General features: G+C 67.3%; 19 protein-coding genes. 5 read left to right on the top strand and 14 right to left on the bottom strand.

From position 1 onward, the window contains the following. Window positions 1-108 precede the first annotated feature (108 nt). The 12 genes from VG543_RS01570 to VG543_RS01515 form a co-directional block, all read right to left on the bottom strand. Window positions 109-993 carry a hypothetical protein gene (locus VG543_RS01570; protein WP_423177555.1) on the bottom strand — a complete coding sequence of 295 codons (885 nt, stop codon included), beginning with the start codon at window positions 991-993 and terminating at the stop codon, window positions 109-111. 3 nt (window positions 994-996) lie between these two features. Beyond that, entirely contained in the window at window positions 997-2,061 is a 1,065-nt protein-coding gene (locus VG543_RS01565) for a GNAT family N-acetyltransferase (RefSeq protein WP_423177554.1), read from the bottom strand. Between the two features lie 29 nt (window positions 2,062-2,090). Beyond that, window positions 2,091-3,491: an aspartate aminotransferase family protein gene (locus VG543_RS01560; RefSeq protein WP_423177552.1), complete on the bottom strand. Its 1,401-nt coding sequence runs from the start codon at window positions 3,489-3,491 to the stop codon at window positions 2,091-2,093. 64 nt (window positions 3,492-3,555) lie between these two features. Continuing rightward, window positions 3,556-4,272, bottom strand: a complete 717-nt coding sequence (locus tag VG543_RS01555) for an MtnX-like HAD-IB family phosphatase (RefSeq protein ID WP_423177551.1) — start codon at window positions 4,270-4,272, stop codon at window positions 3,556-3,558. A 173-nt stretch (window positions 4,273-4,445) separates the two neighbouring features. Further along, on the bottom strand, window positions 4,446-5,648 hold the full coding sequence (locus VG543_RS01550; RefSeq protein WP_423177550.1) for a DegT/DnrJ/EryC1/StrS family aminotransferase: 1,203 nt from the start codon (window positions 5,646-5,648) through the stop codon (window positions 4,446-4,448). Window positions 5,649-5,658: 10 nt separating this feature from the next. Further along, window positions 5,659-6,057: a DMT family transporter gene (locus VG543_RS01545; protein WP_423177549.1), complete on the bottom strand. Its 399-nt coding sequence runs from the start codon at window positions 6,055-6,057 to the stop codon at window positions 5,659-5,661. Then, window positions 6,054-6,413 carry an EamA family transporter gene (locus VG543_RS01540; RefSeq protein ID WP_014646430.1) on the bottom strand — a complete coding sequence of 120 codons (360 nt, stop codon included), beginning with the start codon at window positions 6,411-6,413 and terminating at the stop codon, window positions 6,054-6,056. The genes VG543_RS01545 and VG543_RS01540 overlap by 4 nt, the downstream gene beginning before the upstream one ends. Before the next feature lies 1 nt (window position 6,414). Next, complete coding sequence (locus VG543_RS01535; protein ID WP_423177548.1) at window positions 6,415-7,251, bottom strand: alpha/beta hydrolase; 837 nt, start codon at window positions 7,249-7,251, stop codon at window positions 6,415-6,417. Between the two features lie 80 nt (window positions 7,252-7,331). Then, window positions 7,332-8,711 carry a sensor histidine kinase gene (locus VG543_RS01530; RefSeq protein WP_423177546.1) on the bottom strand — a complete coding sequence of 460 codons (1,380 nt, stop codon included), beginning with the start codon at window positions 8,709-8,711 and terminating at the stop codon, window positions 7,332-7,334. After that, on the bottom strand, window positions 8,708-9,391 hold the full coding sequence (locus tag VG543_RS01525; RefSeq protein WP_049414101.1) for a response regulator: 684 nt from the start codon (window positions 9,389-9,391) through the stop codon (window positions 8,708-8,710). Before VG543_RS01525 ends, VG543_RS01530 begins: the two co-directional genes overlap by 4 nt. A 133-nt stretch (window positions 9,392-9,524) precedes the next feature. Beyond that, on the bottom strand, window positions 9,525-10,649 hold the full coding sequence (locus VG543_RS01520) for a metallophosphoesterase (RefSeq protein WP_423177544.1): 1,125 nt from the start codon (window positions 10,647-10,649) through the stop codon (window positions 9,525-9,527). 73 nt (window positions 10,650-10,722) lie between these two features. After that, the gene (locus VG543_RS01515; protein WP_423177543.1) at window positions 10,723-11,172 is read right to left on the bottom strand and encodes a winged helix-turn-helix transcriptional regulator; all 450 of its coding nucleotides are present in this window, start codon (window positions 11,170-11,172) and stop codon (window positions 10,723-10,725) included. 89 nt (window positions 11,173-11,261) lie between these two features. On the opposite strand from VG543_RS01515, the gene VG543_RS01510 reads away from it, so the two are divergent. Continuing rightward, window positions 11,262-12,464 carry an MFS transporter gene (locus tag VG543_RS01510; RefSeq protein ID WP_423177542.1) on the top strand — a complete coding sequence of 401 codons (1,203 nt, stop codon included), beginning with the start codon at window positions 11,262-11,264 and terminating at the stop codon, window positions 12,462-12,464. A 95-nt stretch (window positions 12,465-12,559) separates the two neighbouring features. Here VG543_RS01510 and VG543_RS01505 read toward each other — a convergent pair whose 3' ends face one another. Continuing rightward, the gene (locus VG543_RS01505; RefSeq protein WP_423177541.1) at window positions 12,560-13,975 is read right to left on the bottom strand and encodes a diguanylate cyclase; all 1,416 of its coding nucleotides are present in this window, start codon (window positions 13,973-13,975) and stop codon (window positions 12,560-12,562) included. 286 nt (window positions 13,976-14,261) lie between these two features. Here VG543_RS01505 and VG543_RS01500 point away from each other — a divergent pair, with 286 nt between their 5' ends. Together VG543_RS01500 and VG543_RS01495 are read left to right on the top strand one after the other, a co-directional pair. Next, the gene (locus VG543_RS01500) at window positions 14,262-16,511 is read left to right on the top strand and encodes a TonB-dependent siderophore receptor (protein WP_423177540.1); all 2,250 of its coding nucleotides are present in this window, start codon (window positions 14,262-14,264) and stop codon (window positions 16,509-16,511) included. 106 nt (window positions 16,512-16,617) lie between these two features. After that, window positions 16,618-17,598 (top strand): cation diffusion facilitator family transporter, encoded by a 981-nt coding sequence (locus tag VG543_RS01495; protein WP_423177539.1) that lies wholly within the window; start codon window positions 16,618-16,620, stop codon window positions 17,596-17,598. A 38-nt stretch (window positions 17,599-17,636) separates the two neighbouring features. Here VG543_RS01495 and nfi read toward each other — a convergent pair whose 3' ends face one another. Next, window positions 17,637-18,311: a deoxyribonuclease V gene (gene nfi / locus VG543_RS01490; protein WP_423177538.1), complete on the bottom strand. Its 675-nt coding sequence runs from the start codon at window positions 18,309-18,311 to the stop codon at window positions 17,637-17,639. Window positions 18,312-18,404: 93 nt separating this feature from the next. Between nfi and gpmA the strand changes: the two genes are divergently transcribed. Together gpmA and VG543_RS01480 are read left to right on the top strand one after the other, a co-directional pair. Continuing rightward, on the top strand, window positions 18,405-19,154 hold the full coding sequence (gene gpmA, locus VG543_RS01485; RefSeq protein ID WP_019659181.1) for a 2,3-diphosphoglycerate-dependent phosphoglycerate mutase: 750 nt from the start codon (window positions 18,405-18,407) through the stop codon (window positions 19,152-19,154). A 209-nt stretch (window positions 19,155-19,363) separates the two neighbouring features. Then, the gene (locus tag VG543_RS01480; RefSeq protein WP_423177537.1) at window positions 19,364-21,457 is read left to right on the top strand and encodes a M13 family metallopeptidase; all 2,094 of its coding nucleotides are present in this window, start codon (window positions 19,364-19,366) and stop codon (window positions 21,455-21,457) included. Window positions 21,458-21,658 lie beyond the last annotated feature (201 nt).

Raw genomic sequence — 21,658 nt, 5'->3', positions numbered from 1 at the left:
TGCCGGCCGCTGGCCGGCATTCCTGTGAGCCCGGGAACAACGAGGTTGCCGGCCAGCGGCCGGCACTACCGAAGCCACGCCGGCCAACGGCCGGCATTACCGACGCGGTCAGCAGGCCGTCGGTACGGCGGCCATCGCCGCCAGCAGTTCGCGATTCACCTGCTGGTGACGCGCCTGCCAGGCAGGAAGATCGTCGGCGCTGATGTCGGGCTGGCCATCCAGCGACGACAACCAGCGCTTGAAGCGACTCTGGTAGTTGGCCAGCGACACTTCCCCGGTGATGTCACTGCCGACCAGGCCGCCGGCACGCAGCGCCTCGATCACCACCAGTGCGTCTTCCAGCTGGAATCGGCCCTGGTCCCAGTTGCTGCGCGCGACGTCCTCGGCGAACACGTCCTTGTCGATCGACAGGTAGGCCGGCTGCGGTGACGTGGCCTGTTCGGCAGCGAACGCGGCCACCAGCGCTTCGGGGTGCTCGAAGCGGCGGAACGCGTGGCCCATGCCGAGGCGATGGCCCCAGCTGACATCCACGTCCATGCACCAGTACGTCAAGCGACCGCCCAGCAGCGGGCGCCAGTGGTTCTCCCAGGCATGGCCGAGGCCGATGTCGCTGGAGGTAATGCCGAGCACATGGATGTGCGAGATCTGCGGCAGCTTGCTGGCGGCATTCACCCATGAGCCACAATGCATGCCGAACGGAAAACGCATGTTGTCCGGATGGTTGTCCAGCACTACCAACTGGAACGGCACCTGTGTGCGCATGCGGCGCAACAGCGGCAGGCTGAGGTGATGGAAGTCGCCACTGCCCAGCATCACGGTGCCGAGCTGCGCGGGCAGCGGCGCCAGCACTTCGGCGGCGAAACGGTGCAGGGTGGCAGTGCTGCAGGCGAAGCGCAGCGGGTCGTGCCACTGCGGCAGGGCCAGGGTCTGCGCCTGGGGCAGCGGCAGCACGCCACCGTCCAGGTCGAGGATCAACGGAGAACGCAACGGCATCGTTCAACCGCCTCCATCAGGTTCGCCCTGCAGATGCGGCGCCAGCTTGCGCAGGGCAGTGCGCAGCAGCGGGGAACGGGCGTGGATCGCGTGCCGGGTGGAGGTGAAGCGGGCGCCCAGTTCGGCCTTGATCCGCGAGTCGGTCCAGCCGGCCACGTAGTGGCTCAGGCCGTGCTGCAGGGCATACTCGAGGTTGTGCATCCAGCTGACCGCGTACAGGTTGTGCTCGCGTGACTGCGGGTAGGCCAGACCGATGTACTTGTCCACCAGCTTTCCGGCGTGGATGTAGCACAGGTTCCAGCCGATCAGCTGCCCTTGGTGGCGGTACAGGAACATCCGTCCCTGGCCCTGGCTGTCGGCCAGCAGGTACTGGAAATAGGTCAGGTCGAGCTGGTCGAAATGCACCGCGCTCTGCGCATACACGCCCAGGTACAGCGCATACAGCTCGGCCTGCAGCCGTGGGTCGGCCAAGGCGGGATCACCGGTGGCGATGCAGTCGATCTGCAGGTCATCACGCGAACGGAGCTTGCGCCGGATGTTCTTGCGGCGCGAGGGCGACAGGCGGCCGAGGTAGCCATCGAGCGAATCGAAATCGATCGCCACCCAGGCAAGCGGCATGCCTTCCAGTTCAACGAAGCCGCGCGCCAGCAAGGCCTGCAGGAACGCCGCGCTGTGCGCATTGGCCGCGTCGTCCAGCAGCGGTGAATCGATGGCCAGGTCCTTGACCACCAGCAGCCGGGTATCACCGATCGCGTGACGCGTCACGTCCTCGGCCAGCGCCTCCGGCGCCACGTGCGCCGGCAGCGGGGTGTACTCGGTGCTGGTGGCACCGACGAAACGGGTCTTCCAGGTGATCCATGGCCGCCACAGGCGCGACAGCGGCAGACCGAGCAGCCTGCTGCGCAGCGCGTCGTCCATCGTGGTGGTCAGGTCCAGCGGCGCACGGAAGGTCGGCAGGCCACTGGGAAGGCGGCCTGCCTCGAATCCGAGCGGCGGGTGGGCCAGGAAACCCTCCAGCAGCGCGGCCGGTTCCAGCGCGGTGCTGGATGCGCGTGACGTCATCTCCATCGGCACGGGAACCGGCAGCGCATCCAGCCTCAGCCCTTGGCCTTGGTCAGCGCCTGGTCGAGCAGGGTGATCGCCAGGTCGATCTCTTCGTAGCTGATGTCCAGCGACGGCGCGAAGGTGATCACGTTCTTGTACCAGCCACCCACGTCGAGCACGAGGCCCATGCGCTTGCCGTCGTGCAGGAGGTCACCGGCCAGGCCGATGTCGACCATGCGGTCCAGCAGTTCCTTGTTCGGGGTGTAGCCGTCGGCCTGGCAGATTTCGGCGCGCAGGGCCAGGCCCAGGCCGTCGACGTCGCCGATTTCCGGGTGGCGCTTCTGCAGGCCACGCAGGCCGTCGAGGAAGTACGCGCCCTTTTCCGGTACGGTGCGCTCGTAGTCCATTTCCTTGCCCAGCTTCAACACTTCCAGGCCCAGGCGGGTGCCCAGCGGGTTGGAGTTGAAGGTGGAGTGGGTGGAACCCGGCGGGAACACGGTCGGGTTGATCAGCTCTTCCCGTGCCCACAGGCCCGACAGCGGGTTCAGGCCGTTGGTCAGCGCCTTGCCGAACACCAGCACGTCCGGGGTCACGCCGAAATGCTCGATCGACCACAGCTTGCCGGTACGCCAGAAGCCCATCTGGATTTCATCGACCACCATCAGGATGCCGTACTTGTCCAACACGCGCTTGAGGCCGGTGAAGAAGTTGCGCGGCGGAATGACGTAGCCGCCGGTGCCCTGGATCGGCTCGACGTAGAACGCGGCGTACTCGGCCTGGCCGACCTTGGGGTCCCACACGCCGTTGTATTCGCTTTCGAACAGGCGCTCGAACTGCCACACGCAGTGGTCGGAATACTCGTCCGGGGTCATGCCCTTCGGGCGACGGAAGGGGTACGGGAACGGGATGAACATCGCGCGCTCGCCGAAGTGGCCGTAGCGGCGGCGGTAGCGGTAGCTGGAGGTGATCGACGAGGCACCCAGGGTGCGGCCGTGGTAGCCGCCTTCGAAGGCGAACATCAGGCTCTTGCCGCCGCGCGCGTTGCGCACGATCTTCAGCGAGTCTTCAATGGCCTGCGCGCCACCGACATTGAAATGCACGCGACCGTCGAGGCCGAACTTTTCGTGCATGTCCACGGCAATGGTCTTGGCCAGCTGCACGCGGGTCGGATGCAGGTATTGGCTGGCGACCTGCGGCAGGGTGTCGATCTGGTCCTTCAGCGCGTCATTCAGGCGCTTGTTGCTGTAGCCGAAGTTGCAGGCCGAGTACCACATCTGCAGATCGAGGTAGGGCACGCCCGCACCGTCGAACATGTAGCTGCCTTCGCCGCGCTGGAAGATCTTCGGCGGGTCGACGTAGTGGACGGTATCGCCGAAGGAGCTGTAGCGGGCTTCGTCGGCCAGCAGCTGCGCATCGGAGACAGCGGCGTCGGCGTTCTTGTCAAAAATGTTCATGCAGTTCGGTTCCGTGAAGGACGTTCGAAAGGGGTAAAAGGGGAGCGCGCCTGGAAGGGAGTGCTCAGGCGGTGGCCAGCAGCAGGGGCAGCGCGGTGGGCTGCGGGCGGGCGTCGAGGCGACGTGGCTGCAGCAGGCTGCCATCGAGCAGGCGCGGCAACAGTGCGACTGCATCGTGGAAGGTGTCGATGGCGGCATGCTCGATGCCGGCATTCGTGCAATGGGCAATCAGGCGGCGCTTGGCGAACACGAAGTCGGCGTCTTCGGATACGCAGAAATCCGAACTGCCGTCGCCGATCATCAGCACGCGCGGTGCTTCGTTGGCACGTGCCTGCGCGGCGCAGGTGCATTTGCAGGTGCCGCTGCGGCAGCCTTCGGCCTGGTAGGGCGACTCCAGTTCCCAATGGTCTTCGCACCAGCGCAGGTGGTTGGCCACCACCGGCAGCTGCGCCAGGCCGTGGTTGGCGAGGATGCGGTGGATCGCATAGTCCAGGCCGTCGCTGACGATGCGCAGCGGCAGGCCCAGCTGTTCGGCGCGGCTGACAAAGGCGGCGAAGCCCGGATCGATCTGCACCTGGTCCAGGTGCGCATCCAGCGTGGCCGGGTCCAGCTTCAACAGCCGCACCTGGCCCTGCATGCATTCACGCGAGCCGATCTTTCCCGACTTCCACTGGTCTTCCAGTTGCTGCCAGCCCGGCTGGCCGTACTTCTCCAGCAGCGCGTCGATGACATCTTCGAGGCTGATGGTGCCGTCGAAGTCACACAGGATGCTCCAGTGCATGGGCAGGTCCGTCGATGAGAAAGGCGTCCGGCACGTTGCCGGGCAGGCTCAATGTAGGCAGGCCGCCTTTCTCGTTCCTTTCCTGTTGAAAGGCTCTGTTGACGGGCTGGGAAAGCGTTCAGGAAGGTGCATGAATGAATGCGCGTAGCGCAGGCCACGCATGCATGTGCAGGTCAGGCGCGGGCCAGGACCTGCAGTATTTCGGCCGTCTCTTCACGGGTCTGCCAGGCGCTGTTACCAAGGGTCAGCATGCGTGCGGCGAAGTCACGTGCATTGGGCATGTCCTCCTGCGGCACGATGCCACGCAGGTAGGCGTAGTCGGGCAGGGCATGGATGAACATGCGGCTGGCACCGAGGCCGCGCGGCCACAGGTCGTCCAGCGCGGCATCGCGCGCGCGCTGGCTGGGCAGCAGCAGCATCAGCATCGGCCAGGTGCCGCCGGTACCGGCCAGGCCGTCAACCACCTCCACCGCCGGCAGTTGTGCCAGCTGCACACGCAGCTGCAATGCGCGCAGGCGCCCGGCCTGAAGGAACGCAGGCAGCCGCCGCGCCGCGTTGGCACCGATGTTCTGCCGCCACTGGCTGACCCGGTGCTGCGGGATGTCCAGCGGGAAAATGTCTCCGACCGCGTCTTCCAGATCGCCACGCTGCAGTGCGCTGCGCAGCGGATTGCCGTACACCAGCGACAGCAGCGAGGGGCGATAGCAGGCGGCAAGACCAAGCAGCTGCACACTGCGAAGCAGCTCCCAGCGCAGGTTGAAGCGCACGTGTTCGGCGGCATGCTCGGCCAGTTCGGCGCGCAGTTCGTCATCGCGGCTGACCAGCAGGCCGCCTTCGTGCAGGCTCAGTCCCTTCCCTGCAGCGAGGCTGAAGAATCCGATGTCGCCACGCAGGCCGACACTGCTGTTGCCCACCCGTGCGCCCAGCGCCTGTGCGGCATCTTCGATCACCCAGGCGCCGGCGCCGCGGGCGATGTCGCAGGCCCGCTCGACATCGGCGATGCGCCCGCCGAGGTGGGTGGGCAGGATCGCCAGCGTCCGTGCGTCGGCCAGGCGCGAGAGCTGTGCCGGATCAAAGTCGAAGTGACCACGACGGGTATCGCACAGTTGTACGCGCAGGCCCAGGCTGTGCACCGCGATCGGCACCAGCGGGCAGGTGTAGGCCGGCAGGATCACGGTATCGCGCTTTGGCGCGCGCTTGCGCAGCGTACGCAGCGCGATCAGCAGTCCGTGCGTGCCGGAGCAGGTCAACTGCAGCGGCGGTGTACCGAGCTGGGTGGCCAGGATGTCGCGCAGGTCGCCGCCGCCGGGAAGGAAGTCGCTGGCCTGCATCGGCAGGCCGGCGGTCGGCGGCAGTTCGCGCGCGAACAGGCTCATCGCGGCCCGCTCACGAGGTGCTGTCGGCCGGGCTGTGCGGGTCGTCCGCTTCGGCGCGGCCGAGGCAGACGATGCCAGCCACGATCAGGACCGCGCCGACAAGGTGGTGCTGGGTGAGCGGCTCTTTCAGCAGCCAGGCCGACAGCAGCAGCACACTGATCACCTCCAGGTGCGAGGCCGCGAACGCCGGGCCGATCGGCGCATGGCGCAGCAGGCTCATCCAGGTGAAGAATGCGCCGACGTAGCCGAGCACCGCGCCGTATACCCACGGCTGCGACAGCACGCGCAGCAGCCACGCGGTGTTGGCCTCGACCGGCAGCGCGGCGTCACCGGCGTACTTGAAGCACAGCTGGGCCAGCGTGTCGAAGGCCATCAGCAGCGGGAAGCCGATCACATACAGGCGCCTCATGAGCCGGCCCCCACCACCGCCACGCCCGCCGTGACCAGCAGCATGCCGGTCACCCGCAATGGCGTGAGCTTTTCGCGGAACAGGATGCGGCCGGCGATCATCAACGCAACGATGTTGATCGAGCCCAGCAGCACGCCCTTGGACAGCGGTACCAATGACAGGAACGCGATCCAGGCAACGAACTCAAGCACGTAGCAGGCGATGCCGATCCACAGCCAGGGACGGCTGAGCATGTGTTTCCAGCGTTGCAGTCCTTCGCCATCCTGCGGGTCGCTGGCGGCGGCCTTGAAGGCGAGCTGGCCACCGGTATCGAGCACCACATTGGCCAGCCACAGCAGGGTGGCGAGTGCCCCCATCTCAGGCCACCGCCTTGAGCACGCCCGTGCGTTCACCGATCCCGGTGAAGAAACGCGCGCTGCGACGGATCACATCGCGGCGTTCGCGATCGATGGTGATCATGTGGTAGCTGTTTTCCAGCACCACCAGTTCCTTCGGGCCGCTGACCCGCGACATCACCAGTTCGGCGTTGCCCATGCTGGCCACGTCGTCTTCGCGGGCGTGCATCACCAGGCACGGTGCGGTGACCTGGTGCAGGTGGCGGCGGGTCCAGTTGCTCAGGGCGCGCATCTCGGCCAGCGCGTGCCAGGGGTTGCCCGGCAGGCCGGCCGCGGCGCTGTCGCCGGACAGCATGGCGGCACTGACCTGCGCACGCAGGCGCTCGTCACGCAGGCCGTACGGCGGTTCTTCCATGAACATGCGGTCGCGGCCGATGTTGAAGCGCTTGAACCACGGCAGCAGGAACGACAGGCGGGCCACGGCGGGAATGTTCCAGCCGTCGTAGCGGAAGGTGGCGCCATACACGCCGACGCCGGACACCCATTCGGGGCGGCGAGCAGCCAGCGCCAGCGCCAGTACCGCGCCCATCGACAGGCCTCCGACGAACAACTGGTCGACCTTGCCACGCAGGCTCGCCGCTGCATCTTCCACGCCCTGGTACCACTGTTCCCAGGTGGTCGCCAGCAGGTCATCCACGGTGCCGCAATGGCCGGGCAACTGCACGCCGTGTACGGTGAAGCCGGCGTTGTTCAGGCCCTTGCCCAGCATGCGCATTTCCGCCGGGGTGCCGGTCAGGCCGTGGACCAGCAGCACGCCCTGCGGGCCACCGGGGAGGAAGAAGTCGTGCGATTCGGTCACCTGGCGGCTCCGGGACGGCAGTGGGGAGGGTCAGGATCGCAACCGCGATTTTCGCCAGCCTTTCAGCGCCCCGATCCGGGTCAGGGGCCCTTCAGCAGCGGCAGTGTGATGGCGACCTTGAGCCCGCCGCCGGGGCGGTTGAGGAAGCTCAGGCGCCCGCCGAAGTGCTCCACCGCCTCGTGGGCGATGGCCAGGCCCAGGCCGGTGCCGCTGGCGGTGGTGCCGGGGGCGCGGAAGAAGCGCTCGCCCAGCCGTGGCATCACGTCCTCGGGCACGCCGGGGCCGTTGTCCTCCACGTACAGTTCGACGTCATTGTCATCCAGCGCGTGCACGCCCACCGTGACGGTCGCATCGCGGCCGGCATAGCGCAGCGCGTTGTCGATCAGGTTGTCCAGTGCTTCCTGCAGCTGGGCACCGTTGCCGAGCACGCGCAGAGGGTGGGGACTGCCGAGGTAGCCCAGGTCGATGCCGTCGCGGATCGCTTCGGGCACGCGCATGCCGACCCACTGTGGCACCCGTTCGCACAGGTCCAGTGCCTCCACGGTATCGGGCACGGTCTGCGCCCGGCTCAGCGCCAGCAGCTGGGTGCTGACCCGCGCGGTGCGCTGGTTGAGCCGGCGGATGTGCTGCAGTGCCTCGCGCACCGTGTCCGGGTCGCCATGCGCCAATGCCTGGTCCACGTGCAGGGCCATGCCGGCCAACGGCGAGCGCAGCTGGTGCGCAGCGTCGGCGATGAAACGGTTCTGCAGGGTGATCATTTCCGCCTGGCGGGCAAACAGATCGTCGATGGTGCTGATCAGCGGCTGGATCTCCTCCGGCACGTCGGCGTCGGAGATCGGCGCCAGTTCGCCGCGGCGCTGTGCCAGGCGGGTCCTCAGCGGGGTCAGGATGCGCAGGCCATGGGTCACCCCGAACCAGACCAGCGCGGCGGTGCCCAGCGCCAGCATGGTCATCAGCGGGATGATGATCATCAGGATCTCTCTCGCGCGCTGGCGTCGTTCGGCCATGCTTTCGGCCACCGTCACCGCCAGCTGGTCCTGCGGATCGTTCATCGCACGCGTGCAGACGGTGGCCATGCGCACCGGCTGGCCGTTGAGAATGCCGTCGTACAGGGTGGGGTCCACGCCGGTGCATTCCTGCGAAGGCGCGTAGGCACTGAAATCCGCATTGCCGCTGAGTGTCCCCTGGCGGCTGCTGTCGACGTTGAAATAGCGATGGCCGTCGGGCTCGTACTCGATCAGGAAGCGCGCCTGCGGTGACAGCTCGCTGGTCACTGGCATGCCGCTCAGCATCTGCGCGAAGGAGTGCGTATCGTCGATGAGGTTGCGGTCGTGGATGCGGTTGGAGTAGTCCAGCGCAACGTAGTAGGCCAGGATCGTATTGAAAGTGAGCAGGGCCAGCATCGGCAGCGCCAGGAAGGCAAGCAGGCGCCGGCGCAGGCTGGGCGGTCCACTGATCACGGGGCGCTGTCGTCCTGCGCGTCTTCCAGCATGTAGCCCAGCCCGCGCACGGTGCGGATGCCCATGCCGCCGGGCTGCAGCTTGCGGCGCAGGCGGTGCAGGGCGATGTCCAGGCCGTTGTCGGTCAGGTCCTGGCCCCAGTCGCACAGCGCTTCCACCAGCTGCGCGCGTGACACGATGCGCTCTGCACGCACCGCCAGTGCCGACAACAGGCCGAACTCGCGTGCGGTCAGTTCAAGTGGTTGGTCGTCGATCCATACGCGGTGCCCGGCCAGGTCCAGGCGCAAGCGGCCGATGCGCAGGTCCGGATTGCCATTGCTGGTGACCCGCCGCAGCTGTGCACGCACGCGGGCTTCGAATTCGTCCAGTGCGAACGGCTTGACCAGGTAGTCGTCGGCACCGAGGTCGAGCACGCGCACCCGCTCGGCCAGGCCGTCACGCGCGGTCACCACCAGCACCGCCAGGCCATCGCCGCGCTGGCGCAGTCGTTGCAGCACGTCGCGGCCATCCAGTTGCGGCAGCCCCAGGTCCAGCACCAGCAGTGCGTACTGGGTCGAGCCCAGTGCTGCATCGGCGTGCGCACCGTTGTCGACGTGGTCGACCACGTGCCCCTGCCGGCGCAGCGAGGCGCACAGGCCCGAGGCGATGTCCGGGTCGTCTTCAGCAATCAGAACGCGCATGCGCGGGGGCTCCTGTTACGGTCAGGCCCACCGGCTGGACGGGATGGGCCTCTCGGCTGCCGAAGGGTAGCCGCAAACCGGATGAAGGTGGAGCGCGCCGGCACCTCCCGGCGCCGTCACGCTGTCCCTCCATTCAGTCCTGCAGCCCCGGCTCGCCCAGCGCCAGCGGCACCCGGGAGCCATCCAGCAGGCCACGGCTGAGCCTGCCATTCTCGATGAACAGCAGTTCGCCGTTCTCGCCGTTCTTGATGCTGCTGTCGATGGCGATCACGCGGTCGCCGTGGAAGCTGCTGACGTGCGGCATCGAGGTGTGGCCGACCACGATGCGGGTGAGCTGCAGGCGGTCGAGCACGGCCTGTACCCCTGCGGAGTCGAGGCGGCCATCGAAATAGCCGCGGTACCAGATCGGGCTGGTCTTGCCGTCATACAGCGGTGCCGTGGCCGGGTCGGCCTTCACTTCGGCCTTGGGCAGCCCCAGCGAGGCCTGGTAGGCCGCGTTGGTGCGCGCCGGGTCCAGCGCCAGCTGCACCGCTTCGGGTGAGATGCCGCCGTGCAGGAACAGGGTGTCGCCGATCTTCAGCAGCACCGGGCGGGTGCGCAGCCACTGGCCGATCACCGAGTCCTTGCCGTACAGCTGCGGGTAGCTGCGGCCCAGCAGCTGGGCGCTGCGCAGGTACTTCGGGTTGACGTAGCGCAGGTCGTCGTACAGCACCATGGTCTCGTGGTTGCCGAGCACGAAGTGCACCGCACCGCCGGCGGCAGCGGCCTGCTGCTGCAGGCCATACAGCAGCCAGAAGGCTTCGGTGACCTGCGGGCCGCGGTCGAACACATCGCCGGCGACGACCAGCGTGTCCTTGCCCAGTGCCCAGCGGTCCTGGGCGTCGATGACCTGGTGGGCGCGCAGCAGGCGCACCAGCAGCCCGTACTGGCCATGGATGTCGGACAGCGCGACGATGCGCGGCGTGGCCGGCAGTACGGAAATCGAAGGCGCATTCGGCGCGGCCACATGCACGGTGTGCTCGTAGCCGCAGCGTGGGGCGATGTCGGTGCCTGCGGTCTGCGTGGCCAGCGTGCGCGATTCGACCTTGTCGGCGCAGATCCATTGGGCCTGCAGCTGGTCGCCCTGGCGGAACACATACGGGCCATCGGCCTGCACGTGGTCGGCGGGCGCGGCGACCTCGCGCGCCTGCGTGGCTGTCGCGCAGGCCAGCAGCGGCAGCAGCAGGGCGGTCAGCAGGGAAGGGCGAAAGCGCGGCATCGGCGGCATCCAGCGGCGGAAAGACCCGATGCTAACCGGCGCCGCCGCATCGCGGTGTGCGCGAATGGGCGGGTCAGGCGCCGCGCCCGTCGATCTTGAGTTTGCGCACACGCGTGGCGGCGGCCTGCAGGGGCTGACCGTCGCGCCCGCGCGGCTGCATGTACGGCAGCGGCCGCCGCGTCGCCGATTCGATCAGCTGCGAGTGGGCTTCGCCCGCCCCGAAGCGATGGCGTTCTCCCCACTGGCGCAGCGCGACCAGCAGCGGGAACAGTTCCTGGCCGGCGTGGGTGAGCACGTATTCCTGGTAGGCCGAGCCATCGGAGGCCGGTTGCAGTTGCAGGATGCCGGCCTCGACCAGCCTGCGCAGGCGATCGCTGAGGATGTTGCGCGCCGCGCCGAGGCTGCGCTGGAAGTCGCCGAAGCGGCTGACGCCGTCGAAGGCATCGCGGATCACCAGCAATGCCCAGCGGTCACCGAGCAGGTCGGCGCTGCGGGCAACGGGGCAGGGACTGTTGGCGTGCATGCTGGGGCCTCCGAATGTGGTTGCAGTTTAAAACCAATGGCGATAGCCTGCATCAAGTTTCAAATTGCAACTACATCATGAGCGCATCGATGTCCCGCCCATTGCTGACCCTGCTCGCGGTCGCGGCCGGCGCCAGCGTGGCCAACGTCTATTACGCGCAACCGCTGCTGGATCGGCTGGCACAGGCCTTCGCACTGGACCGTGCCGTGGCGGGCGCAGTGTTGGCGGCAACCCAGGCCGGCAGCGTGCTTGCATTGCTCGGGTTGCTGCCGCTGGCCGATCGCGGTGACCGGCGGCGCCTGCTGCGGCTGCAGTTGGCGGCACTGGTGGCGGCCCTGCTGTGGCTGGCAGCGGCACGCACGGCCGGTTGGCTGTTGTCTGGCATGCTGCTGGCAGGCTTGCTGGGCACCGCGCTCACTCAGGGCTTGATCGCCTATACCGCCACGCTTGCGCCGCCCGAGCGGCGCGGGCGCGCGGTGGGCGTGGTGCAGGGCGGCGTGTTCATCGGCCTGTTGCTGGCGCGCGTTGTATCGGGCACGGTCGCGGCCACCGTCGGCTGGCGGGCAGTCTATCTGCTGTCGGCAGCGCTGATGGCGGCCCTGGCCGTGCTGCTGTGGCGGCGCCTGCCGGCGGTGCCGATGCCGGCGGTACCACCGCGCTGGCGCGAACTGCTGGGTTCGATGCTGGGCATGCTGCGCCGGGACCGCGCGCTGCGCGAGCGTGGGCCGCTGGCATTGCTGCTGTTTGCTGGCCTCAACGTGTTCTGGGCGGCGGTGCCGCTGCCGTTGTCGGCGCCTCCGTTGCAGTGGTCCACCGCGGCCATCGGCGGACTGGGCCTGGCCGGCGTAGTGGGCGCCTTGATGGCAGCGCGGGTCGGGCACTGGATGGACCGCGGTTTCGCCGGTCGGGTCAGTCTTGGCGCGTTGCTGCTGATGCTGGCCGCGTGGTGGCCGCTGCTGGGCCTGCCGCAGTCGCTGTCGATGCTGCTGCTGGGCGTGATCGTGCTCGACCTCGGTGGGCAGGCACTGCACGTATCGAACCAGGCGCTGCTGCTGCGTGCGCCGGAAGGGCAGCATGGGCGCCTGGTGGCGTTGTACATGTTGTTCTATGCAGTTGGCAGCGGGGCGGGTGCGGCTGCGGGACCCTGGGTGCAGGCCCGGCATGGCTGGCCAGCAGTGTGCCTGTTGGGCGCCGGCATCGCGCTGCTGGCGCTGCTGTGGTGGGCAGCATGGCGGGTGGTGGCGTTCAACGCATCGGCTGGCGCGCGAACCGGTAGAGTCGACTGTCGGTAGAGTCGACTGTCAGTCGACTGCTCTTCGCCCCGCGTGCGAAAAATCCCGCGCTGCGCGCGATAGTCGACCAGCGGTCGACTCTACCTGTCCTGTCGTCATCGCTGCAGTGCACGCCGCCCCGGGGCTTCCTGCAGGTCCGCGCTGGCCACCACCACGCGGTTGCGGCCGCTGCTCTTGGCCTCGTACATCGCCGCGTCGGCACGTGCCATCAACCGTTCGTAGTCCGGGTGGCCATCATGGCCGGCCACGCCGATGCTGGCAGTCAGCGACAGAACCTGGCCGTTGGCCAATGCCACTGGCGACTGCGCGATCTGCCGGCGCAGGCTCTCGGCGATCACCGAGGCCTGTGACTCGCTGGCGGCCACCAGCACCACCACGAATTCTTCGCCGCCATAGCGGAACAGGTAGTCGCTGCCCCGCGTGAGTTGGCCGAGCAGGCCGGCCACGTGCTGCAACGCGCGGTCGCCGGCATCGTGGCCGTGGCCGTCGTTGATCGCCTTGAAGTGATCCAGGTCGAGCAGCAGCAGCGAGAACGGCGTGCCGTTGCGCGTGGCCAGCTCGATTTCCCGGCGCAGCACGGTCGGCAGGAAGCGGCGGTTGAGCAGGTTGGTCAGCGCATCGCTGCCGGCATCCAGTTCGCCGATGCGCTCGAACAGCAGGGTCATCAGGGTGCGGATGGCGGCCAGATCCTCGCGGATGGCCGGCAGCACCGCCAGCCGCTGCGCCGGGACATCGTTGCTTGCCTGTTGCAGGTTCCCGTCGATGCGGGCCATCAGCTGGCCGACCTGCTGGGTTTCGCTGCTCTCGCCGAAGCTGGGGATGCCCTTGTGGGTGAACCACAGGCCGAATTCCGAGGTCGCCAGGCTGGCGCTTTCGCCGGCCTGCACGTGGCCGGCCAGTGCGTACAGCAGTGCGTTTTCCCAGTCCAGCAGCAGGGCGCGCTGGCGCTCGCGCTCGGTGCTGACGTTCTGCACCAGCGAGAACAACCGGTAGGCCGCATCGGCACGGGTGGATCGTTCGCGCGCATGGGTGTAGGCCAGGGTCATGCCTTCCATGGCGATGTCCATGATCGCGCTGAGGCAGTCGATGGCGGCGAACGCGGTGGCACTGTCGGGTGCGTCGTCGCGCAGGCGCACGAACAGCTCGTGCTTGAGCACGCGCGCGCCGCGGGTGACCAGGTCGACCGGAATGCCGACCCGGGCATGCACATCGCCGATCACCCGTTGCGAGGCCACGGCACTGGCGATCCTGTCGCGATCAGTGGTCAGCAGTTGCACCAGCCAGCGCTGCATGGCCGGCTGCAGGCGCTGCTTGACCTGGTCGTGGGACAGGAAGCGGCGTGCACGCCCGTCCTGCAGCAGCACTTCGTAAAAGCGCTGTGCCAGCACGGCTGGGGCATCGGTGGCAGCGGCCTTGAGCAGCGCGGTGGCGGCAGGGCCAGCCTGTTGCAGGCAGTGCTGCCAGGCTTCGGCCAGCGGCTGGCTGGCATCGTCCAGTTGCGGTGTTTCCACGTCGATCTCTGACTGCGTACGACAAACCACGGGTATCGGCCGTGGCGGCGTGCGGTTGATGGCGGGTTAGCCGGCCAGTTTACGCGCGGTGCAGCCTTGCACGGTGCGCAAAGCACATCGGCGCCACTGCGGCAATGAGTGAACGCATTTGAGAATCACTCGCGTTTATGGGAGAATGTACGCACGGATCGGGCCGCAGGCGACTGCAGCGACGCTCCGCCTCCCCCTTGTCGTTGCCTCAAGCCCTTTGCCAGAGGCCCCGTAGCCCTGCCAGAAGGTCCAGATCATGTCTCCTGCCGTTGTCCTCTCGCCGCGCCCGCTGGCGCTTGCCGTTGCCGCCCTGCTGGCGGGCAGCGCCCTGGCCGCCCGGGCCGAGACCGACGCCACCGATATCGACACGGTGCACGTCACCGCCTCGCAGATCGCGCGCCAGGCGCTGGGTACCTCGACCATCACCGCCGAGGACATCGCCAGGCGCCCGCCGGCCAACGACATCGCCGAACTGCTGCGCACCATGCCGGGCGTCAACCTGACCGGCAACAGCGCCTCGGGCCAGTACGGCAACAACCGCCAGATCGACCTGCGTGGCATGGGCCCGGAAAACACCCTTATCCTGGTCGACGGCAAGCGCGTCGGTGCCCGTGATGCCGTGCGCATGGGGCGCAGCGGCGAGCGCAATACCCGCGGCGATACCAACTGGGTGCCGGCGGAAATGATCGAGCGCATCGAAGTGCTGCGCGGCCCGGCGGCGGCACGCTACGGCTCCGGTGCTTCCGGCGGCGTGGTCAACATCATCACCAAGCACCCGACCGGCGATCTGACCGGTGCGGTCGACCTGTTTGGGTTGGTGCCCGAGCACAGTGCCGAAGGGGGCAGCGAGCGCGTCGGCCTGCAGCTCAGCGGGCCGATGACCGATACCCTGTCGTTCCGCATGTACGGCAATCTCAACAGGACCGACGCCGATTCGCTGGACCTCAATCGCCGGTACGCGACGAATCCGAACGCGGTGCCGCCAGCCGGCCGCGAGGGTGTCAAGAACCGCGACGTCAACGCGCTGCTGCGCTGGGACGTGACCGCCAACCAGGTGGTGGAGTTCGAAGCCGGCACCAGCCGCCAGGGCAACATCTACGCCGGCGACCGCGCCGTCAGCACCACCGGTACCTCGACCGGCGTCGATCTGGCGGCACTGGCCGAGGGCGAAGCGGAGACCAACCGCATGTACCGCAACACCGGTGCGGTCACCCACCGCGGCCGTTGGGGTGATGTCACTTCGCGGGTGACGGCCGCAGTCGAGGCGGTCAACAACTCGCGCATCAATGAAGGCCTGGCCGGTGGCCCGGAAGGCAGCTTCAACGGCACCGACTGGTCGACCTCTCGCCTGCGCAACTACCAGCTGGATGGCGAAGTGAGCTTCCCGACCGCGCTGGGCGGCGCAGAGAACATCTGGACGCTCGGCTTTGAATACCTGGACAGCCGCCTGACCGATCCGTATTCGATGAGCCAGTCCAGCAGCAGCGGCGGCGGTATTCCAGGGTTGTCGGCCGACCGTGCGCGGGGCAAGGCCGACGCGCAGACCACGGCGGCGTTCGTGGAAGACAACATCTACCTGGGCGAGCGCTGGATCGTTACCCCGGGCCTGCGCTTCGACCACCACAGCCAGTTCGGCAACAACACCAGCCCCAGCCTCAATGCGCAGTTCCGCATCAACAGCGACTGGGTGGTGAAGGGCGGCATTGCCCGCGCGTTCAAGGCGCCGAACCTGTACCAGTCGAATCCGGACTATCTCTACTACACCCGCGGCAACGGCTGCCCCAATGCGCTGCCGAGCCTGGGCGCTGGTTGCTACATGCGCGGCAACGCAGACCTGAAGGCGGAAACCAGCCTGAACAAGGAACTGGGCATCGAGTGGGCACCGCAGAGCGGCTGGCAGGCGTCGTTGACCTACTTCCACAACGATTACAAGGACAAGATCCAGGCCGGTTACACCCAGATCGGGCTGACCGCCGACACCAAGGGCCGCATCTTCCGCTGGGAGAACGCGCCGAAGGCGATCGTGCAGGGGCTGGAAGGCAACCTGGTCATTCCGCTGCTGGGCGAGCAGGGCGACCGCCTGAAGTGGAGCAACAACTTCACCTACATGGTGGAAAACGAGAACAAGACCACGCACCAGCCGCTGTCGGTGATTCCGAAGTACACGATCAACACCATGCTGGACTGGCAGGCCACCGACAGGCTGTCCATGCTGCTGACCGGCACCTTCTACGGCAAGCAGGAACCGGCCACGACCAACATCAACAACGACCCGCGCTGCACTGGCAGCTGTGATGCATCGATCGCGCTGCAGGATCGTGGCGCGTACAACATCTGGGGCGTGAGCGCGCGCTACAAGGTGACCGAGACGGTCAGCTTCGGTTTTGGAGTGAACAATCTGGCCGACAAGCGCCTGTTCCGCGAGGCCAACAGCAGCGATGCCGGGGCGGCGACCTACAACGAGCCGGGCCGCGCATACTGGGCCAGCCTGCGCTTCGGCTTCTGACGGCAGGCCGGCGAGGGCTCGTGTGGCCTGCAATGTTATAAACATCGTAATAGTCTCCTCCGCCGGCACCGCGTAGCCTGCACCGCATCGCAAAGGAGCTGTTGCCATGGGCCACGACCACGATCACCTGCCGTCCCAGATCCGCCACGAGAAGCCCTTGTGGTGGGCGCTCGGCCTGACCTCCACCTTCCTCGTCGTCGAGGTGGCGGGCGCGTTCTGGACCAACAGCCTGGCGCTGTTGTCCGACGCCGCGCACATGGCCACCGACGCGCTGGCGCTGATGATCGCGCTGGTTGCGGTACGGCTGAGCCGGCGCCCGCCGGATGCGCGCCGCACCTACGGCTATGCACGGCTGGAAGCGTTGGGCGCGATGATCAACGGTGCCATGCTGTTCGTGGTCGCCGCCTACATCCTGTGGGAGGCGATCGGCCGCTTCCGCCAGCCGCAGGAGATCGCCTCCTCCGGCATGCTGGTGATCGCGGCTGCGGGCCTGGTCATCAACCTGATCTCGATGCGCCTGCTGCAGGCGGGCAGTGGCGAGAGCCTCAACGTGAAGGGCGCCTACCTGGAAGTGTGGGCCGACATGCTCGGCTCGGTGGCAGTGATTGCGGGCGCATTGTTGATCAAGTGGACCGGATGGAAACCGATCGACCCGATCCTGGCCGTGCTGATCGGCCTGTGGGTGCTGCCGCGCACCTACGTGCTGATGCGCGAGGCGATCAACGTGCTGCTGGAAGGCGTGCCCAAGGGCATGGATGTGGCCAGGGTGCGCGACAGCCTGGCCGGCCACGCCGCAGTCCTGGACGTGCATGACCTGCACGTGTGGGCGCTGGCTTCCAGCACGCCGGCGCTGACCGCGCACATTGTGATGCGCGACGGCACCGACGCCGATGCGTTGCGCCGCGAGCTGGGCGGTCGCCTGCATGATGACTTCGGTATCGAGCACGTCACACTGCAGATTGAAGCGGACCATTGTGGCGAAGCCTGTGGCGAGCCGACGCCGGCCAAGGGCGGCGGACACGAGGGCCACGAGGGCCACGACCATGGCGAGGACGCGCAGGGCCATCGTGGCCACGTGCATCGTTGAATGAAAATGAAGGCCGCACCGGGGAATGCCCGGTGCGGTCATTCGTCCCGCCGCGAGGCCAGCCGATCCGCCAGCCGGGTTGGCTCCGGAAGCCGATAGCCACGCAGGGTGTGCTGCACCCAGCCCAGCGCGGTGTCGGCACTGACCCGATGGCCACCGGCCACGAACAGCGGCTTGCAGCGCACCTTGCTGCGCAGCACCCAGCCCAGTTGCTCGTCGCCATCCAGCAGCGGTGTATGCGCACCAGCTTCGGCGCCCGGTTCGACGAACCTTCCCACCAGTTTCGATTTCGCCACGCCGATGCTCGGCAGATCGGTGACCACGCCAAGATGCGCGGCGACGCCAAGCCGGCGCGGATGGCTGATGCCGTGGCCATCGACGAACACCAGGTCCGGCGTTCGTGGCAGCAGTGCCAGTGCGGCCAGCAATGCCGGCAGTTCGCGGAAGCTGAGCAGGCCGGGGATGTAGGGCATCACCGTGGGGATGCGCGCCATCTCCTGCGCCATGGGCTTCAGCGTTTCCGCGTCCAGCAGTACCGCCGCGGCGCGGGTGATGGCGCCGTTGTCTTCGAAGCCGACATCCATCCCGGCCAGCCAGCGCACGTTGCGTGGCAGGCGGTCCTGGCGCTCCACGCGGCCCGCCAGTTGCAGCTGCTGCGCACGGGCGGCAGCGACGCTGCCTTCCCAGCGCCCGGGATCGATCACCGTATTCATGGGTCACAGCATCGCACGGGCGGCGCCACGGCCCGGTGAGCGGCGGCCGGGCTACAATGGCGGCCTGCCTATCCTCGCGTTGGAGACCCTGCAGTGACCCGTAGACTCGTACTGTTGCGCCATGGCCAGAGCCAGTGGAACCTGGACAACCGCTTCACCGGCTGGGTCGATGTTGACCTGACCGAGCAGGGGCGTCGCGAAGCGGCCGCCGCCGGTCGCCTGATGCGCGAGGAAGGCCTGCAGTTCGACGTTGCGCACACCTCGGTGCTCAAGCGCGCCATCCACACCCTGCAGGGTGCGCTGGCCGAGCTGGAGCAGGACTGGCTGCCGGTGAACAAGTCCTGGCGCCTCAATGAGCGCCACTACGGCGGCCTGCAGGGCCTGGACAAGGCCGAGACCGCGGCCAAGCACGGCGAGGAGCAGGTCAAGGTGTGGCGCCGTTCGTACGACATCCCGCCGCCGCCGATGGAGCTGGAAGATCCGGGCCACCCGATCCATGACCGCCGCTACGCCGGCCTGGACCGCAACGCGCTGCCGGGCACCGAATCGCTGGCCACCACTCTGGATCGCGTGCTGCCGTACTGGCACGACGCCATCGCCCCGCAGCTGAAGGACGGCAAGACCGTGCTGGTCACCGCCCACGGCAACTCGCTGCGCGCGCTGTACAAGTACCTCAACAATGTCTCGCGCGAGGAAATCCTCGAGCTGAACATCCCGACCGGCATCCCGCTGCTGTTCGAACTGAACGATGACCTGACCGTGCAGTCGTTCCGCTACCTGGGCGACCCGGAAGCGGCGCGCAAGGCCGCCGAAGCCGTGGCCAACCAGGGCAAGGCGAAATAAGAAGCAGAAGGCCGGCGCAAGCCGGCCTTCGCTTTTGTAGAGCCGAGCCCACGCTCGGCTGCTTTGGGCTATTGCCGCACGAAGCATGAACCCGGAACGGAGAGCAGTCGAGCATGGCTCGACTCTACAGAAGGACGCTCTGTGACCTTTGGCCGGTCCCCAACTTCACGCCCCCGGCTACCCTGTGAAATTACCCGCAGGAGAGCCTCATGAACGTCCGCAACCTGGTCCCGCTGGGCCTGACCATCGCCATCGCTGCTTCGCTGGCGGCCTGTGGCAAGAATGACGCCGCACCGGCGGCCAGCGCCGACGCCAAGCCAGCCTTCGACCTGTCGCAGATCAAGACGCCGCTGATCTCGCTCAACAGCGCTGATCTCGATCCGTCCATCTCCGCCTGTACCGACCTCAATGGCTTCGTCAACAGCAAGTGGCTGAAGGCCAACCCGGTGCCGGGCGACCAGACCACCTGGGGCAGCTTCGAGATCCTGCGCGAGCGCTCGCTGGAAGTGCAGCACGCGCTGGTGCAGCAGGCCGCCGCCAGCCAGGCCAAGGCCGGCTCGGTGGAAGCCAAGATCGGTGACATCTGGAAGACCGGCAACGACGAAGCGAAGATCGAAGCCGCCGGCCTGGCGCCGCTGCAGCCGCAGCTGGACAAGATCACCGCGCTTAACGACACCGCCGCCATCACCCGGTACCTGCGCGACAGCCAGGCCGAAGGCAAGGGCGTGTTGTTCTCGCTGTTCGCCAATGCCGACTACAAGGATTCGGCCAACGTCATCGCCTACGTCGGCCAGGGCGGCCTGGGCCTGCCGGAGAAGGGCTACTACTTCGACGATGCGCAGGCCAAGATCCGCGACGCCTACGTGGCCTACATCGCACAGGTGCTGACCCTGTCCGGTGTGGACGCGGCGCAGGCCGCCGAGCAGGCCAAGGCCGTGATGGCCTTCGAAACCCGCCTGGCCAAGGCCTCGATGTCGCGCATCGAAATGCGTGACCCGGCCAAGCGCTACAACCCGCTCAGCGCCGCAGATGCCGACAAGCTGACCCCGAACTTCAGCTGGACCGCGCTGTTCGACACCCTGAAGGTGCCGGCCGCACAGAAGTTCTCGCTGGCGCAGCCGGGCTTCTTCGGTGAAATGGACAAGATGCTCGCCGATGTGCCGGCCAGCACCTGGCAGGCCTACCTGCGCTTCCACACCATCGACGATGCCTCGCCGTACCTGAGCAGCCAGTTCGAGAAGGCCAACTTCGATTTCTACGGCACCACCCTGCGTGGCCAGAAGGAAATGCAGCCGCGCTGGAAGCGCGTGCTGGAGTCGGTCAACGGTGGCATGGGTGAGGCTCTGGGCCAGCTGTACGTCGACGCCGTGTTCCCGGCCGAGTCGAAGGTGGCCATGCAGCACCTGGTGGAAAACCTGTCGCAGGCGCTGAAGGCGCGCCTGGAACAACTGCCGTGGATGGGCGAAGAAACCAGGAAGAAGGCACTGGAGAAGTGGGCCAGCTTCACCCCGAAGATCGGCTACCCGGACAAGTGGCGTGACTGGTCGGGCCTGCAGACCAACGGCGACAGCTACCTGGGCAACATGCAGGCGGCGCGTGCGTTCAACTACCGGTACATGCTGGACAAGATCGGCAAGCCGGTGGACAAGACCGAATGGGGCATGACCCCGCAGACCGTCAACGCGTACTACAACGCCACCAAGAACGAGATCGTGTTCCCGGCAGCGATCCTGCAGGCGCCGTTCTTCGACGCCAAGGCGGATCCGGCGCTGAACTACGGCGGCATCGGTGCGGTCATCGGCCACGAAATGATGCACGGCTACGACGACTCGGGCAGCCAGTTCGCCGCCAACGGCAACTTCGACAACTGGTGGACCGACGCCGACCGCAAGGCCTTCACCGAGCGTACCGACCAGCTGGTCGCGCAGTTCGACGGCTATGAAGCGGTGCCGGGGATGAACGTGAAGGGCAAGCTGACCCTGGGCGAGAACATCGGCGACCTGGGCGGCCTGACCGTGGCCTATGACGCGCTGCAGATGGCGCTGAAGGAAGATCCGAAGGCGAATGTCGAGGTCGATGGCCACAGCCAGGACCAGCGCTTCTTCATGAACTGGGCCACGGTGTGGCGCCGCAATTTCACCGATGGTGAGCTGCGTGTCCGCCTCAACACCGATCCGCATGCGCCGGCCAACTTCCGTGCCAACGGTGCACCGTCGAACATGCCGTCCTATGCCGCTGCATTCCAGTGCAAGGCCGGCGACGCGATGGTGCGTGCCGACGACAAGCGCGTGGTGATCTGGTAATCGATTACCCGTGACTGCGTGATGCGAAAGGCCCGGCGAATGCCGGGCCTTTTGTTTACCGACCCGGTGGCGCCGGATTGGTAGAGTCGACGGCTGGTCGACTATCGCGCGCAGCGCGGGATTTTCGCGGTCTGGACGAAGAGCAGTCGACCAACGGTCGACTCTACAGGTGCGTCGGCGGGCGCGTCAGTTCATGCCCGG

Source organism: Stenotrophomonas sp. CASM101 (genome assembly GCF_049384845.1).
GTDB lineage: Bacteria > Pseudomonadota > Gammaproteobacteria > Xanthomonadales > Xanthomonadaceae > Stenotrophomonas > Stenotrophomonas hibiscicola.
Note: the sequence above shows the minus strand (reverse complement) of the source record. Positions and strands in the feature narration are given on the sequence as shown.

Excerpts from the sequence above, each read along its gene's own strand:
- VG543_RS01495 (WP_423177539.1), top strand. The coding sequence starts at position 16,618 with ATGGGCCACGACCACGATCACCTGCCGTCCCAGATCCGCCACGAGAAG.
- VG543_RS01515 (WP_423177543.1), bottom strand. The coding sequence starts at position 11,172 with ATGCACGCCAACAGTCCCTGCCCCGTTGCCCGCAGCGCCGACCTGCTC.
- VG543_RS01565 (WP_423177554.1), bottom strand. The coding sequence starts at position 2,061 with ATGGAGATGACGTCACGCGCATCCAGCACCGCGCTGGAACCGGCCGCG.
- VG543_RS01540 (WP_014646430.1), bottom strand. The coding sequence starts at position 6,413 with ATGGGGGCACTCGCCACCCTGCTGTGGCTGGCCAATGTGGTGCTCGAT.
- VG543_RS01520 (WP_423177544.1), bottom strand. The coding sequence starts at position 10,649 with ATGCCGCGCTTTCGCCCTTCCCTGCTGACCGCCCTGCTGCTGCCGCTG.
- VG543_RS01545 (WP_423177549.1), bottom strand. The coding sequence starts at position 6,057 with ATGAGGCGCCTGTATGTGATCGGCTTCCCGCTGCTGATGGCCTTCGAC.
- VG543_RS01480 (WP_423177537.1), top strand. The coding sequence starts at position 19,364 with ATGAACGTCCGCAACCTGGTCCCGCTGGGCCTGACCATCGCCATCGCT.
- VG543_RS01555 (WP_423177551.1), bottom strand. The coding sequence starts at position 4,272 with ATGCACTGGAGCATCCTGTGTGACTTCGACGGCACCATCAGCCTCGAA.
- VG543_RS01560 (WP_423177552.1), bottom strand. The coding sequence starts at position 3,491 with ATGAACATTTTTGACAAGAACGCCGACGCCGCTGTCTCCGATGCGCAG.
- VG543_RS01570 (WP_423177555.1), bottom strand. The coding sequence starts at position 993 with ATGCCGTTGCGTTCTCCGTTGATCCTCGACCTGGACGGTGGCGTGCTG.
- nfi (WP_423177538.1), bottom strand. The coding sequence starts at position 18,311 with ATGAATACGGTGATCGATCCCGGGCGCTGGGAAGGCAGCGTCGCTGCC.
- VG543_RS01550 (WP_423177550.1), bottom strand. The coding sequence starts at position 5,648 with ATGAGCCTGTTCGCGCGCGAACTGCCGCCGACCGCCGGCCTGCCGATG.
- VG543_RS01510 (WP_423177542.1), top strand. The coding sequence starts at position 11,262 with ATGTCCCGCCCATTGCTGACCCTGCTCGCGGTCGCGGCCGGCGCCAGC.
- VG543_RS01500 (WP_423177540.1), top strand. The coding sequence starts at position 14,262 with ATGTCTCCTGCCGTTGTCCTCTCGCCGCGCCCGCTGGCGCTTGCCGTT.
- VG543_RS01525 (WP_049414101.1), bottom strand. The coding sequence starts at position 9,391 with ATGCGCGTTCTGATTGCTGAAGACGACCCGGACATCGCCTCGGGCCTG.